This is a genomic window from uncultured Roseivirga sp. (assembly GCF_963973945.1).
In the GTDB taxonomy this organism is placed as follows: domain Bacteria; phylum Bacteroidota; class Bacteroidia; order Cytophagales; family Cyclobacteriaceae; genus Roseivirga.
On the sequence record NZ_CAXBBV010000001.1, the window covers coordinates 208798 to 223089 of the forward strand.

Annotated in this window: 13 protein-coding genes; 10 read left to right on the forward strand and 3 right to left on the reverse strand. The window is 40.1% G+C overall.

Going from position 1 to position 14292, the window contains the following annotated elements; translation table 11 throughout:
• Positions 1 to 109: 109 nt before the first annotated feature.
• Positions 110 to 1012, reverse strand: coding sequence for a hypothetical protein (locus AAC026_RS01045; protein WP_339694254.1), 903 nt, complete (start codon positions 1010 to 1012; stop codon positions 110 to 112).
• Positions 1013 to 1209: 197 nt separating this feature from the next.
• Between AAC026_RS01045 and AAC026_RS01050 the strand changes: the two genes are divergently transcribed.
• The 5 genes from AAC026_RS01050 to AAC026_RS01070 all read left to right on the forward strand — a co-directional run bounded on the left by AAC026_RS01050 (position 1210) and on the right by AAC026_RS01070 (position 6542).
• Positions 1210 to 2586: a cystathionine beta-synthase gene (locus AAC026_RS01050; protein WP_339605984.1), complete on the forward strand. Its 1377-nt coding sequence runs from the start codon at positions 1210 to 1212 to the stop codon at positions 2584 to 2586.
• A gap of 184 nt (positions 2587 to 2770) precedes the next feature.
• Entirely contained in the window at positions 2771 to 3325 is a 555-nt protein-coding gene (locus AAC026_RS01055; RefSeq protein WP_339694257.1) for a sigma-70 family RNA polymerase sigma factor, read from the forward strand.
• A complete protein-coding gene (locus tag AAC026_RS01060) occupies positions 3318 to 4523 on the forward strand; it encodes a hypothetical protein (protein ID WP_339694259.1) in 1206 nt (401 codons plus the stop codon). Before AAC026_RS01055 ends, AAC026_RS01060 begins: the two co-directional genes overlap by 8 nt.
• Before the next feature lie 274 nt (positions 4524 to 4797).
• Positions 4798 to 5754, forward strand: a complete 957-nt coding sequence (locus tag AAC026_RS01065) for a Gfo/Idh/MocA family oxidoreductase (RefSeq protein ID WP_339694262.1) — start codon at positions 4798 to 4800, stop codon at positions 5752 to 5754.
• A gap of 11 nt (positions 5755 to 5765) precedes the next feature.
• On the forward strand, positions 5766 to 6542 hold the full coding sequence (locus AAC026_RS01070; RefSeq protein ID WP_339694265.1) for an HAD-IIA family hydrolase: 777 nt from the start codon (positions 5766 to 5768) through the stop codon (positions 6540 to 6542).
• Between the two features lie 13 nt (positions 6543 to 6555).
• Here AAC026_RS01070 and AAC026_RS01075 read toward each other — a convergent pair whose 3' ends face one another.
• A complete protein-coding gene (locus AAC026_RS01075) occupies positions 6556 to 7377 on the reverse strand; it encodes a universal stress protein (RefSeq protein WP_339694267.1) in 822 nt (273 codons plus the stop codon).
• Positions 7378 to 7568: 191 nt separating this feature from the next.
• Between AAC026_RS01075 and AAC026_RS01080 the strand changes: the two genes are divergently transcribed.
• Complete coding sequence (locus tag AAC026_RS01080) at positions 7569 to 8666, forward strand: DegT/DnrJ/EryC1/StrS family aminotransferase (protein WP_339694270.1); 1098 nt, start codon at positions 7569 to 7571, stop codon at positions 8664 to 8666.
• Between the two features lie 37 nt (positions 8667 to 8703).
• Here the strand turns inward: AAC026_RS01080 and AAC026_RS01085 are convergent, their stop codons facing one another.
• Positions 8704 to 9414: a pirin family protein gene (locus AAC026_RS01085; RefSeq protein ID WP_339694273.1), complete on the reverse strand. Its 711-nt coding sequence runs from the start codon at positions 9412 to 9414 to the stop codon at positions 8704 to 8706.
• Between the two features lie 208 nt (positions 9415 to 9622).
• Between AAC026_RS01085 and AAC026_RS01090 the strand changes: the two genes are divergently transcribed.
• The 4 genes from AAC026_RS01090 to AAC026_RS01105 are packed head-to-tail and all read left to right on the forward strand — an operon-like array spanning position 9623 to position 13990.
• Complete coding sequence (locus AAC026_RS01090) at positions 9623 to 10324, forward strand: glycosyltransferase family 2 protein (protein ID WP_339694276.1); 702 nt, start codon at positions 9623 to 9625, stop codon at positions 10322 to 10324.
• Positions 10325 to 11812, forward strand: coding sequence for a cellulose synthase family protein (locus AAC026_RS01095; RefSeq protein ID WP_339694279.1), 1488 nt, complete (start codon positions 10325 to 10327; stop codon positions 11810 to 11812).
• Positions 11805 to 13112, forward strand: coding sequence for a hypothetical protein (locus AAC026_RS01100; protein WP_339694282.1), 1308 nt, complete (start codon positions 11805 to 11807; stop codon positions 13110 to 13112). Before AAC026_RS01095 ends, AAC026_RS01100 begins: the two co-directional genes overlap by 8 nt.
• A gap of 26 nt (positions 13113 to 13138) precedes the next feature.
• Positions 13139 to 13990, forward strand: coding sequence for a hypothetical protein (locus AAC026_RS01105; RefSeq protein ID WP_339694285.1), 852 nt, complete (start codon positions 13139 to 13141; stop codon positions 13988 to 13990).
• Positions 13991 to 14292 lie beyond the last annotated feature (302 nt).

A 14292-nucleotide genomic window follows, 5' to 3' on the forward strand; every position in this document is an offset into this window, starting at 1 on the left:
AGTACCTGTCGCAGGTACTGAGGAATCTATGATTGTAATGGTTGATTTTAAAGACAGAAGAAGTGAAAAGAAACTTTTAGTCATTTTTGTCTTTTAGTAAAAAATAAATTTACCATCCATAGTAAGCCTTAATTCCTTCTGACAATAAATTTCCGGCTGCACCTAAGCCAATGTCCCAAGAATTTTCCATTGCCTTTGTCATCATGCTGTTTACCCAAGTCTTTACTTTTTCCCCGAAAAGCATATTTGTTTTATCAGGATTGTCGTCATCTATTATCTCTTGAAGCTCCCTGATGTATGTTTCTGATAGTTGGTGCTTTTTAAGGAGTTCTTCAAGTACTTTAAAATTTCCCTTTGAGTATTTGATATTAATTTTTTGACTGTTCCCTTCACCCACAATTATAGTTGTATTGTCTCCAAAGACTGAGTTATTAAAAAGGTTATCAATTGTTTTCTTGATTTCTTCCTTAGAACCCTGAATATCATCTTCAAAAATTATTTCGTCATTAAGGTCCAAAAGAAAATCAAGGAGTTTTGACTTGATTGAAATTAAGCTTTCATGCACTTGAGATTTATGAATTTCGGATTTTGCGTATTCAACAAAAAATCCATTCCCAGAGTTTTGATTAAAAAGTTTATAAAATGATGGATCAATGTGTTTCATCATTTGAGTATTCTCAGAGCTTACGAAGTCCTCCAAAGTTGCGATACTATGATCCAAGTGCATTTTGATAAAACTCTCTCGGGTCTTTTTTTCTAAGTGCATCATTGGGATTGGGTAGTTATCAAACCTTTGATAACCATTGGATATAACTCCTGTAACTACGGCAGATAGCTTTCTATAAACAGGTAGAGAATCGCTTTCATTATAACCATTTACTTCCTTGTTTATCCAAGCTATTAATGTTTGATTTTTGAGTTTATGAGCTAGTACTTTCGTCCGAATTAAAATATCGGATAACTCTTTATTGTCACTACTCAAGTCATCAATTAGCTCATCAATTATTTTCATATTCACGTATTTAGCTCTTGGCAAAGTGCATACTAATTGCAATATATAAACTTGTATCAGCAATATTAACAATTACCCATGTGCCCACAGCTTATCTTGCATTACACAATCGACCATAAACCTTTCTTAACAAAGGTTTAAAAACGGGGTTTAGGATTGAGCGCTAGAAATCGTAATTTTGTTCAAACTTTTAAAAAATGAAGTATTACAATTCGATCATTGAAACCATTGGCGATACGCCTCTTGTAAAGTTAAACTCCGTAACCAAGGGTATTCCGGGCACTATTTTGGCCAAAGTGGAATATTTCAACCCAGGGAATTCTATGAAAGATAGAATGGCGGTAAAAATGATTGAAGATGCCGAAAAAGCTGGTTTAATTAAGCCAGGAGGAACAATTATAGAAGGTACTTCTGGTAACACAGGAATGGGTTTGGCCTTAGCTGCCATTGCCAAAGGTTACAAATGCATTTTCACTCTGGCCGATAAGCAGTCGCAAGAGAAGATGGACATTTTGAAAGCAGTAGGTGCCGAAGTAATTGTTTGCCCTACCAATGTTTCGCCAGATGACCCTCGCTCCTACTATTCAGTAGCAAAGAAATTGAATGCGGATATACCAAACTCTTACTATCCAAATCAGTACGACAATATGTCGAATACTGCGGCTCATTACGAAACTACCGGCCCAGAAATTTGGAGAGATACTGAAGGTAAAATCACTCACTATGCAGCTGGTGTTGGTACTGGTGGTTCAATGTGTGGTACTTCAAAATACCTGAAAGAACAAAATTCAAAAGTGGTAACTGTAGGTATCGACACTTATGGTTCGGTGTTCAAAAAATATAAAGAGACAGGTATTTTCGATGAAAAAGAAGTATACCCTTATTTAACCGAAGGTATTGGTGAAGACATTCTACCGAAGAATGTAGACTTCGATATGATTGACCACTTTGTGAAGGTAACAGACAAGGACGGTGCAATCATGACCCGTAGACTATCACGCGAAGAAGGATTGTTCTGCGGTTGGTCATGTGGTTCGGCTGTTGCCGGAGCCTTAGAGTGGGCCAAAGAAAACATGAAAGAGGAAGATGTAATGGTGATTATTTTGCCAGACCATGGAACTCGCTACTTAGGCAAAGTATATAATGATGATTGGATGAAAGCGCGTGGTTTCATTGAAAACCGTGCTTTCGAAACCGCTGCCGATGTGCTCAGCCATCAAAATGGCAATGGTAAATTAACTACAATTGCCCAAACTGCTACCGTTGCTGAGGCCATTAAGCTAATGACCTCTAAGGGTATCTCTCAGTTGCCAGTGGTTAATGGTGATGAGTTTGTAGGTAGCTTAGTAGATTCTAAACTTTTAGCCCATATGATTGATGATGCTGATGTGAAGAGCAAATCGGTTTCTGAAATCATGGACAAGCCTTTCCACTTTGTATCTCCTGATAATACATTAGATGTGTTGTCTTCAGTAATTACTAAAGATAACCCAGCAGTAATGATTAGAGATAAAGCCAACGAAGTACATATTATTACAAGACACGATTTACTACAAGCTATGGCAAGCAATTAAAAGTAGCCTCTTGCATTAAAGAAAAGATTTGACCTCAACCTTAAAGTTGGGGTCATTTTATTTTAGACCAATTCGTTTCGTCAGTCAAATACCCACCCTCTTTTCGTAACTTATAGAAAGATTTTTTTTTAACACGCAGCCTTTTACTTTTTACAAAGGTACGGTGATTGAAAAAAGGCTGAAATTGACAAAGATCGAGAAGCTTTTGGAACTAACTATCAACGGCTGTAAGAACAACGACAGGCAGAGTCAACAAGAGTTGTACCGTAGCTTTTACAGCTATGGCATGAGTATTTGTGTGCGCTATACTGGAAACGAAGCCGATGCGCTAGAAGTGCTTAACGATGGTTTTCTGAAGGTTTTTACCCATATCGAAAAGTTTGATATCAGCAAGCCTTTTAAACCTTGGTTGAGAAGAATCATGGTCAACGCAAGTTTAGACCACATTAAGAAGAATCTTAAGCACAATTACATGGCAGATATTACTGAAGCCAATGTGCAGCAATCAAACGAGGAAGCACCAGATCACAATCTTAACCATGAAGAAATTTTACTTAAGATTGGACAACTATCCCCCGCCTATCGCGCTGTATTTAACCTGTATGTAATTGATGGGTACAAACATCAGGAAATTGCAGAGCAGCTCGGGATTACGGAAAGCACTTCAAAAGCCAATTTAACAAGGGCAAAGGCCATGCTAAGAGCTATGTTAAGAAAGGAGGTTTATCAATATGGATGAGGGGATGAAACCTAATGATGGATTAGACCAGATTACAAAAGAAGCTGCCAAAAGAGCTCATTTTGAGTTTAGCGATAGCGCTTGGGCAGCAATGGAAAAAAAGCTAGATGGGGGAAACAAAGCCCCATTTGCTTGGTGGAAAATATGGGGGCCAATAGGACTCTTGGCCATACTATTGCTTACATTCTTATGGCCAAGCAATGGTCAAATTGATGATTTACAAAATCAAACTCCTGAACAACCAAATACAGAGTCCAACGAAAATACTTCTTCCGATAATGAGCAGTCGAACTCCCTATTAAAAGAAAATAGTCCCGAAAACACGACTCCAAATCAAAACAGTCAAACGGTAGTTGTAGAATTACAGCCAAACCAATCAGCGCAAGAAAACTCAAAGACAATTTTAGCCATCCAAAATGAAAGCGTTTCTGATCAATTAGGTGTGAGGACCGATCGACAGCAAACTACAGAGCAAGAAGTTGAGGAATTAGGACTTCCTTTAGAAAAAGTACTCTTAAGATGGCACCCTTTGGCTGACTTACCAAGCTTGAATTTGTCCCCAATGGAGTTGGCTAGCTTTATATCCGAACAGCCATTAGACACTGCAGTTTCCTATAAACGCTGGGTGTTCAGTGCAGTAATCTCTGGCGACATGAGTGCCACTACTTTGAGTGGGTTTAAAAAGCCTGGCCCATTAGTGGGAATTATGGTAGAGTACTTTGTTAAAAAAGACCTCAGTATTCAATCAGGATTATCATACGGAGCGAAAAAGTATAGTGCATTAGGTTCAGAATATGAGACTCCTTATTGGGCACAAGGCTCAGCTTACTCTGTCACAAGTGTCTATGCCAATTGCAAAGTGATTGATATTCCCTTGAACATCCAAAAATACTTCGATTCAAAAAACGGAAATCGGTTCTTTATTGGTACTGGAGTATCAAGCTACCTTATGCTTAGCGAAGACTATGATTATGAATACTCATATGGTCAAGCAGGTTGGCCAGAACATTGGCAATTAAAAAACCAAAACCAACATTACTTTGGAATTCTAAATATAACCACTGGGTTTGAAAGGCCTTTAACCGAAAAGTTTAGTCTCAGCTTAGCACCCTATTTGAAAATGCCACTCACTGGTATTGGAGAAGGAAAAGTAAAGCTATTGAGCTTTGGCGCAAATGTTGGCATCAAGCTACATTAAATAACAATTTAAATAAAAAGTAGAGTAATCCCTTAGAAGCCTTAAAAGAGGCTTCTTCTATCTTAGGCCAACCGCGCTTAAAACTAAGTTCATTGAGTGTCACAATAAAAATCATACGAAACGGTTTTTCTATTATATGGTATGGCAGATACTGTATGTTTTGGTTGAAGAAAGGGATTGTCCGAAAGGCGATCCCTTTTAATTTTAAGGCTGTCCAATTAGTATAACAACAGAAAACCGACTGCGCTCTCTTTAAAATTTCCGTTCTTGAAATATGAATTGGGGGTTTATAGGTTTTGGCAGAATTGCCAGAAAATTTTTAACTAGTTTAGAATTTGTTCAGGGAGAAACACCCTATGCTTTTGCATCAAGATCTAATGCAGTTGAGTTAGAAAAGGAATTTTCTAACGTTAAGGTTTACGATAATTACGAGTCACTTTTTGCCGACCCTGACATCGACATTGTTTACATCAGTACTACACACAACTTCCATTGCCAGAATGTGATTGACGCGCTCAGTGCTGGCAAAAATGTACTCTGTGAGAAGCCCATGGGTATTTCTTCAGGTGAAATCCGTAAAATGACCGAGGTAACCAAAGGTACTGGCAAGTTTCTGATGGAAGCCATGTGGATGCGTTTTCTGCCTGCCTATCGCGAAGCTATTAGAAGAGCGAAATCTGGAGAAATTGGTGAGATTCAATACATCACCGCAAGCTTCGGGTTCAATTCACCCAATTTAAAACCAGAGGGGAGACTACTGAACCCCGATTTAGCCGGAGGCGCTTTATACGATGTGGGCGTTTATCCGCTCACCATAGTTTCAGATATTTTTGGCTGGCAGCCTGACAGTTTTCAAGCGCAGGCTGTACTTTCAGAAACTGGAATTGACCAAAGCATTCAAGTTCAGCTTTCTTACAAAGGAGGAGAAATGGCACAGGTATTTGGAAGCATTGTTATGAATACCAATAAAGAAGCTTGTATTTATGGTTCAGAAGGCTTTATCAAGCTACCTCTTTTTTGGAAAGCTCAAGAATTTGAAATACATAAAGGCGATAATATTGAGAAAGTAGAACTTCCTTTTAAAAGTACAGGCTACGCCCATGAAATAGAAGAGGTTGTAAAATGTATAAAGGAAGGCAAAACGGAATCTCCCTTATTCACACTTAACGATAGCTTAATGAGTGCAAATTTGGTAGAAAGCATTCTATCATCAATCTTTAACCAATCATAAAGTAAATTACCATGCCCAAAGGATTTCTAATAGACCAAGACGGAGTTATATATGTAGAAAACAGATTGATTCCGGGTGCCGACAAATTCGTAGAGTTACTGCAAAAAGAGAACATTCCGTTCACCTTTATGACCAATAACAGCCAACGAAGTCCTTTGGATGCAGTCAGGAAATTAGAAAAACTGGGAATTCATGTAGAAGAGAAAAATGTGTATACCAGTGCCATGGCTACTGCTCATTTTATGGGGCAGCAATTCCCGAACGGAACTGCCTATGTATTGGGGGAAGGCGGTTTAATTTCCAGCTTACATGAACATGGATTTACCTTAGTACAAAATGATCCTGACTTTGTGGTAGTAGGTGAAGGAATCAACTTCACTTTAGAAATGGTTAGAAAAGCAATTGACTTTATTCTTGGAGGCTCAAAATTTATAGCTACCAATCTTGACCCATCTCCTAGAAAAGCGGGCTGGAACAACTTGGGAATTGCAGGTATAGTGTCGATGATTGAAGCAGCTACAGGCAAAGTAGCTTTTACCGTTGGCAAGCCTAGCCCAGTAATGATGCGTCAAGCTAGAAAACACATTGGGCTTGCCACAGATGAGGTCACCGTAATTGGAGATACCCTAGCCACCGATATTCAGGGTGGAGTTCAAGTGGGTTATAACACCATTCTTACCTTGTCAGGAATGTCAAAAAAAGAGGACCTAAACGATTTTCCGTTTAAGCCCGATATGGTTGTTAGTTCTATAGCAGATATTAAGTTGCCACTTCCGTGGTGGAAATAGATCTTAAAGTAATCTATTCTGGCATAATCATCAAAGGCATCGGAATGTCCATCACCAATCGTTTGGTTTCACTCCCACGTGCAATTCTATCGATCAAACTATGATGGCGCGAAATCATTACGAGCAAGTCAATATTCTCTTCTTTGGCAAAGGCCAACAGACCATCTTCTACATCATAGTCTCTTTTAAAATGGAAAGAGTGGCTTACCTTTTTCAAATACTGCTCTAAGCTTTTAGCAATTTCAATTTCATCATGCTCCAGATCTTTATCCTGATCGATATGGATGATATATAAATGAGCAAAGAATGCCTTTGTTAATGTAATCACAGGTTCAATTGAGTGTGCAGCAGGCCTGTGCTTGTAGTCGCCCGACATTGCAATTCTTTTCATTTTGGTAATGTCAGCATCTTCTGGCAGAGCAATTACAGGGCATTCCACATTTTTAATCACCGTATAAGCATTACTTCCTATAAAAGTTTTCTTGAGGCCAGATGCACCATGCGTACCCATAATCACAAAGGCTGCATCGTGCTTTTCAAGCGCATCATTTAAACCATGTAAAAGTAAACCAGCCAAAATCTCAGTATGATATGGCACGCGTTTAAGCTCTTTATTCTTCTTAATGAAGTCGGCCATATTTGCTTCAGAAGCCTCTTGCAAATCATCTATCATAGAACCCACAACTAAGGGTGTTCCATCTGTAGTGGCCACTGGCAACATAAAAGTGTGAAGTAAAACAAGCTCCATACCCATACGCTCAGCCACTAGAATGGCATTATTCAGCGCATTTTTAGAGCAATCGGAGAAATCTATAGGCACAATAATCTTTTTCATAACAATGTCTTTCTTTAGTTAACACGCTAATTATCAAATCGTTTTAAAAATCTAAATGACTCTCATCATTTAAAGGCGATAGATAAATTACAAGCCTTCTAGATTTCATATCCAAGGTATGTTGGTATCTTTAACTTTGGCCTGACAAGTATCAGTAAGCAATATGATTCTGGTCATCAATTTAGCAGCGCATGGAAATCTTATTTTTAGACTTAAAACGACAATACCTTTCCATAAAAACAGAGGTCGATGCTGCGGTTCAATCTGTAATTGACGAACATCGTTTTGTTGGTGGAGAAGTGGTTTCAAACTTTGAGAAAGCTTTTGCCAAAGCCCATAAAGTGAAGCATTGCATTGGACTAGGAAATGCTACCGATGCCCTTTTCGTGATTCTGAAATCTTTGGGAATTAGAAATGGAGATGAAGTAATTGTCCCGGCCCATGGTTGGCTCTCCGCGGCAGAAATGGTTTCACTTTGTGGCGCAACCCCTGTATTTGCCGATGTTGAAATGAAGCGTTTTGGCCTAGATCCAAAAAGCGTTGAAGAGAAGATTACCGTGCGAACCAAGGCCATTATCCCAATTCATTTGTATGGACAAATCTGCGAGATTGAAGCTTTAGCTGAGCTCGCAAAAAAACACCAATTGTACTTGATAGAAGATGCAGCTCAAGCGCACTTTGCAGAGAGGGACGGAAAAACAGCAGGCAGTTGGGGCATTGCTTCGGCTTTCAGTTTTTACCCCAGTAAAATCCTCGGAGCTTTTGGCGATGGCGGTGCAATTCTCACCAATGATGACATTTTCGCAAAGCAGTGCCGAATGTTTGCCAATCATGGTGGCTTGTCAAAAAACGACCATCAAGTGAAGGGCATCAATAGCAGACTTGATACGCTTCAGGCCGCTGTGCTCAATGTAAAACTCAATCATGTTGAGAAATGGATTGAAGCCCGAAACCGAATTGCTAAAAGGTATTCAGAGGCATTCACAGCAATTGAGGGAATCATTACACCAGCAGTAAATGAAACTGAGATCCACAACTTTCATATTTACTGCATTCGGGCTAAAAAAAGAGATGCGCTAAAAGCACATTTGCAGAATGCCGGAATTTCGACTGAAATCCACTATCCATTGGCCAGCCCATTGACTTCGGCCTTTAATTCGAATGATAAATCTGACGATTTTCCTAACAGTTTTCAACTTCAAAACGAAGTGCTTTCATTGCCCATTTATCCAGAATTAACAGAAGCTGAAATAGGCTATGTTATTGAAAAGGTAAAGGAATTCAAATAACAGGAGAGGATGCCCTTTCGGACATCCTCGTTAATTTCTAAAACTCCATCGGTACTTCAATGACCAGCACTTCAGCATAAGATTTTGCCTTAATTTCAAAGCTGTTGGTTTCGGTAACCGCCACGGCATCTCGTGTATCTAGCTTTTCATTGGCGGCAATAAGCTCTCCGTTCAAAACGAAAACATAAACTCCATTTCCAGGGTGCTTTACTTCATAAGTCAATTTTGTACCTGCGTCCAAATTGGTCAAATTGAATTCAGCATCTTGATTAATCCAAAGCGCATCACCTCCATTTGGAGAAACTACCGTTTGAAATTTATTCATGCGATCTTCTACCAAATAAGTCTTCTGCTCATAACGTGGGGTAATGTTTCTTTCCTTCGGGAAAACCCAAATCTGAAGAAAATGAACAGCCTCATCTTTATTATGATTGAATTCTGAATGTTGAATTCCTGTTCCGGCCGACATGATTTGAACATCGCCTTGGCGAATTACCTCATTGCGGCCCGTGCTGTCTTTGTGTTCCAAATCACCTTGCAAGGGAATCGAAACAATTTCCATGTTATCGTGAGGATGGGCTCCAAAACCCTGGCCTCCATCTACTTCGTCATCATTCAACACCCTAAGTGCCCCAAAGTGAACGCGCTCAGGATTGTGATAACCCGCAAAACTAAAAGTATGACGGCTTTTTAACCAGCCATGGTTTGCTGAACCTCTTGATTCTGATGTATATACAACGGTTTTCATAATGAATTTCCTCTCTTATTTAAAATATATGTATGTACATATATTAAACTCGCTTCGCTCTAAATCAGTTCCCAATTTCGTTTTTAAAAATAGAAAGTCAAGGATTGTATTTGGTCGGGTGGAGCACCTTCATGGAAACGAATTTCAGAATAAAGGAACTAAAGTGTCGATTGAAGCTTTCCTCTTATTAATATTTTTAATTTTGTCCGTGAACGAACAGGTGAGGCCGAACATCAAAGTGGTAATACCCGCATACAACGAAGAGCGATCTATTGCGCATGTAATTGCTGATATTCCAAAAGATTGGGTAAAGGAGATTATTGTAGTGAATAACGGCTCTACTGACAACACTGCCGAAGTTGCTGAAAACGCTGGGGCTACGGTGCTTCATCAACCCAAGGCGGGATATGGCAACGCTTGTTTAATGGGCATCGAATACCTGAAAAACCCAAGTGAAAGCCCCGATATTCTAGTGTTTATGGATGGCGATTATTCCGACTATCCACAGCAATTGCCAGAAGTAGCAGGCCCCATTGTAAATAGGGAAGCAGATTTCGTAATTGGTTCTAGGGCTTTGGGAAATCGTGAAGGAGGTTCAATGACCTTTCCACAAATATTTGGAAATTGGCTGGCCACTTCGATGATGAAATGGTTTTATAAAGTTAATTATACCGACCTTGGCCCTTTCCGTGCTATCGCTTTTCCTCAACTCGTAGCACTCGACATGAAGGACAAAACCTACGGTTGGACGGTGGAGATGCAACTGAAGGCCGCAAAGCAGAAATTACGAATAACAGAAGTGCCTGTAAACTATAAAAAGCGAATTGGGGTTAGCAAGGTGTCGGGCACGGTGAAAGGCACCGTAATGGCTGGCTACAAGATTATCTTTACCATATTTAAATACCTATAAATGTATTGGCTAGAGCTGATCATATTAACATTATACACAGGAGCGCTATCGTTTATTTTCGTCTATAGCATTTCACAACTGAACCTTGTTTACAAATACCGCAAGGCGAAAAGAAAGAACTTACTTCCGCAAATCCCCGAAATTCCAGCCGATTATAACCACCCTGTAGTTACAGTACAGTTACCTGTTTACAACGAACTGTATGTAGTGGAAAGGCTCATCGATGCCGTGGCTTCGCTCGAGTGGCCGAAAGATAAACTGGAAATTCAAGTGCTGGACGATTCGAATGACGAAACTGTTGATTTGATCGCAGCAAAAGTAGCCGAATGGCAGGCCAAAGGAATTGACATTGCCCAAGTAAGAAGGCCTGAGCGAAAAGGCTTTAAAGCGGGTGCTTTGCAGTACGGAATGAAGATTGCCAAAGGCGAATTCATCGCCATTTTTGACGCGGATTTTGTTCCCGAAAAAGACTTCTTGAAAAATACGGTTCCTCATTTTGCGCATGATGAGAAAATTGGTGTAGTCCAAAGTCGTTGGGGGCATATCAATGAGAATTACTCCATGCTCACCAAGCTTCAGGCCTTTGGCTTAAACACGCATTTCTTCGTGGAACAAAACGGACGTTCAAGCGGAGGTCACTTCCTTAACTTTAATGGAACTGCTGGCGTTTGGCGCAAAAGCTGCATCAATGATGCTGGTGGTTGGAAAGCCGATACGCTTACCGAAGATTTAGATTTGAGTTACCGCGCGCAGTTGAAAGGCTGGCAAATCTTTTATGTATCGAACACGGTTGCTCCTGCGGAACTTCCTGCGGCCATGGGCGCTATTAAATCACAGCAATACCGCTGGACAAAAGGCGCAGCTGAAACCAGTAAAAAGCTACTTCCTCAAGTACTGAGATCAAACCTTTCTTTCGGAACGAAATTTCATGCGGCTTTTCATTTATTGAATTCCGCCATTTTCATTTGCATTGTGGTTACGGCCATGCTGAGTATACCTGTTTTGTTCATTCGTAATCTATCTACAGGTTGGGTAACGCTGTTGAATATTTCTAGCATTTTCTTACTGGGCTATATCTTTCTGATCATCTTCTATTGGAATGGTTTTAAAGAAAAGCGCCAAGGTTTCTGGAAAACGCTGAAGGAATTTGTGCCACAAATGTTCATGCTACTTTCAGTGTTTCTGGGCTTGAGCATTCATAACGCTGTGGCCGTTTTCGAAGGTTGGATTGGCAAAAAAACTCCCTTCGTTCGCACACCAAAATTCAACATTAAAAGCAAAAAAGAAGGCTGGAAAGGCAACAAATACTTTGTGAAGAAAATCAATCCGCTAACCGTTTTAGAAGGGCTGCTTTCGCTCTATTTTATGGCAGGTTTGGGCTTGGCCTTTTACTTTCAAGATTTTGCTTTACTCCCTTTTCATATTTTGCTTAGCTTAGGCTTTCTGTTGGTATTCTATTATACCGTGCAGCATACTCGAAATGCCTGAAAATAATAACCGCCTTTCATTTGCCTACATTCTATATGCCGTGCTCATTCTTGTGGCGGGCTACTACTTAGATCGTGCGCTGACTATTCCCTTGCTCTCGTCTTTTGTATTGATGGCCGTAGCCATGATTTACATTATGCGCTGCACGCAAGAAAAAGAAGCGGATTTGCCCTTTTACTGGGCCATGTTGCTCAGGCTGCTTTTGCTCTTTTCCATTCCTGGTTTGTCCGATGATGTATATCGCTTTATTTGGGATGGCCGCTTACTGACCCAAATGGTCGATCCTTACAAAGAATTGCCTACAACCTATTTAGGCCAAGGCATAGAGGGCATCAACATCCAGCTATTTTCTCAACTGAATTCACCTGAGTATTTCACGGTGTATCCGCCTTTCAATCAGGTGTTTTTCTTCTTGTCGGCTTTGCTTAGTCCGGGTTCAGAGTTTTGGTCCATTGTGATTTTACGCGTGATTATTCTGGCCTTCGAGTTTGGTAATATTCGTTTGATCAGAAAGCTATTGCGTCATTATGGTTTACCAGAAAGGTATGGCCTTTTCTATGCGCTCAACCCCATGGTAATATTGGAGCTGACAGGCAATCTGCATTTTGAAGCCATCATGATTTTCTTCCTGCTTTTGGCCTTGTGGAGTTATGAACAGAAGAAATTTCATCAATCGGCCATTTGGTTTGGACTTTCGGTGGCGACAAAATTTCTACCGCTCATTTTCCTTCCGCTGCTGATCAGAAAAATCGGCTTTAAGAAAACAATGATCTATGGCCTTATTGTGGCTGGAGTGCTTATTATTTCTTTTCTTCCCTTGATCAATACCGCTCATATTTGGGCGATAAAAGATAGTTTAGAATTGTATTTCCAGAAATTCGAATTCAATGCCAGTATTTATTATTTGGCCCGTTGGTATGGTTTTGAAACCGAGGGACACAACATTATAGCGCAATCGGGAAAATGGATGATGGCGGCCACTTTTATTGGTATTGTGCTGTATTCGCTTTTACCGTCAAAAAAAGAACTGCCTGTGCGAATGCTCTGGGTTTGGACGATCTATTTGCTCTTCGCTACCACAGTTCATCCGTGGTATGCCATTCCTTTGCTGGCCATTAGTGTGTTTACCGAAAAACGATTTGCATTCATATGGACCTTGCTCATTTTCTTTACCTACGCCAATTATCTTGGCGGTGAATATTTTGAATGGATTGAAGTCGTAATCATCGAATACAGCGTGGTGGCAATTTTTGCGATTTACGAATCCACAGGCCGCTCATTGCAAAGGTGGTTTTTTTGACGTCAAGGATTACTAAATTGGCATCAATGTTCAGGCATCTTTCCCTCATTTTCGTTTTTCTTATGTTTGGTTCCTTGGCCAATGGTCAAGAAGGCTTTAGGGTGATTCTGTCTTCTGGAAAAAACTACAAAAAGACGGAAAAGGGATATTTTGAGTTGAAAAACGGAACGCCTCTGAGCAAAAAAGATCAAATCGAAGTGCTCCCCAACGGCTTGGTCATTTTAATGGACAGCGAGGGGCGGTTATTAGAAATTGAACTGGAAGGCCAGTATAATATGGCCACGCTCGATCTTAAAGAACTCTACCCTCCTTCAGAATTGATTTATACAGAATGGGAAAAATTCTATAACCCAAAACGGAGTTTAGAAGCTTGGCCACCCAACGATTACGCCAAAGAACCTTCTAATTTTGTAGACCTCCATCTTAATTTTCCTTCTTCTACGGAAGTCTATGGAAGGTATATTCAACTGGACTGGGCTGATATTCAGGATCAATACCAAGTAAGATTTTGGAACGAATATGATCAGGTTTTCGAAACGCATGATGTCAATTCCACTCATTTCACCATTGACCTTTTGAGCAATAGCTTGGCATTTAAAGACATATTTGGAGTGGAAGTTTTTGCCAAGAATAGTAAAAGATCTACAGGAATTTATTTTCTCGATAAGCTCTCTCCTCCCGATAAAGAATTGCTCGATCAAGCCTTGAATACTTTTCCTGAAGAAGGAACTATGCTGACCGATTTGACCAAGGCCATAATGCTTGAAAACCGAGGCTTGTTTGCCGATGCGGCCACGGCCTATCAAAACCTCATTAAGCAATACGGTGACTTGATGATTCCCTTCTATCAATCTTATTTAGATCGGTTTGGGTATTAAGCTATTTTAGGGCTAAACAGGTTCTTTCGTTAATTTATACAGGTCTGACCTTCGGTGCCGACCTGAGAGTGGCCCTTCTGTTATCGGTTGGTACCGAAGCTCATACCGTACCCTAAAAGAAGATTGAGATTGCTTAACCTATTCTATAATTCATAGATGAAATTCTCGATAGAGCATTGATTCACCAAAAGCTCCGAAACATCACTCTACGCAAATTCAATGATTTCCTTATCTCGATTTTCCATTTCTTTAAATTATAGCTCACTCAGCCCTCATTGCGTATAGGTGTTGTTGCCACACGT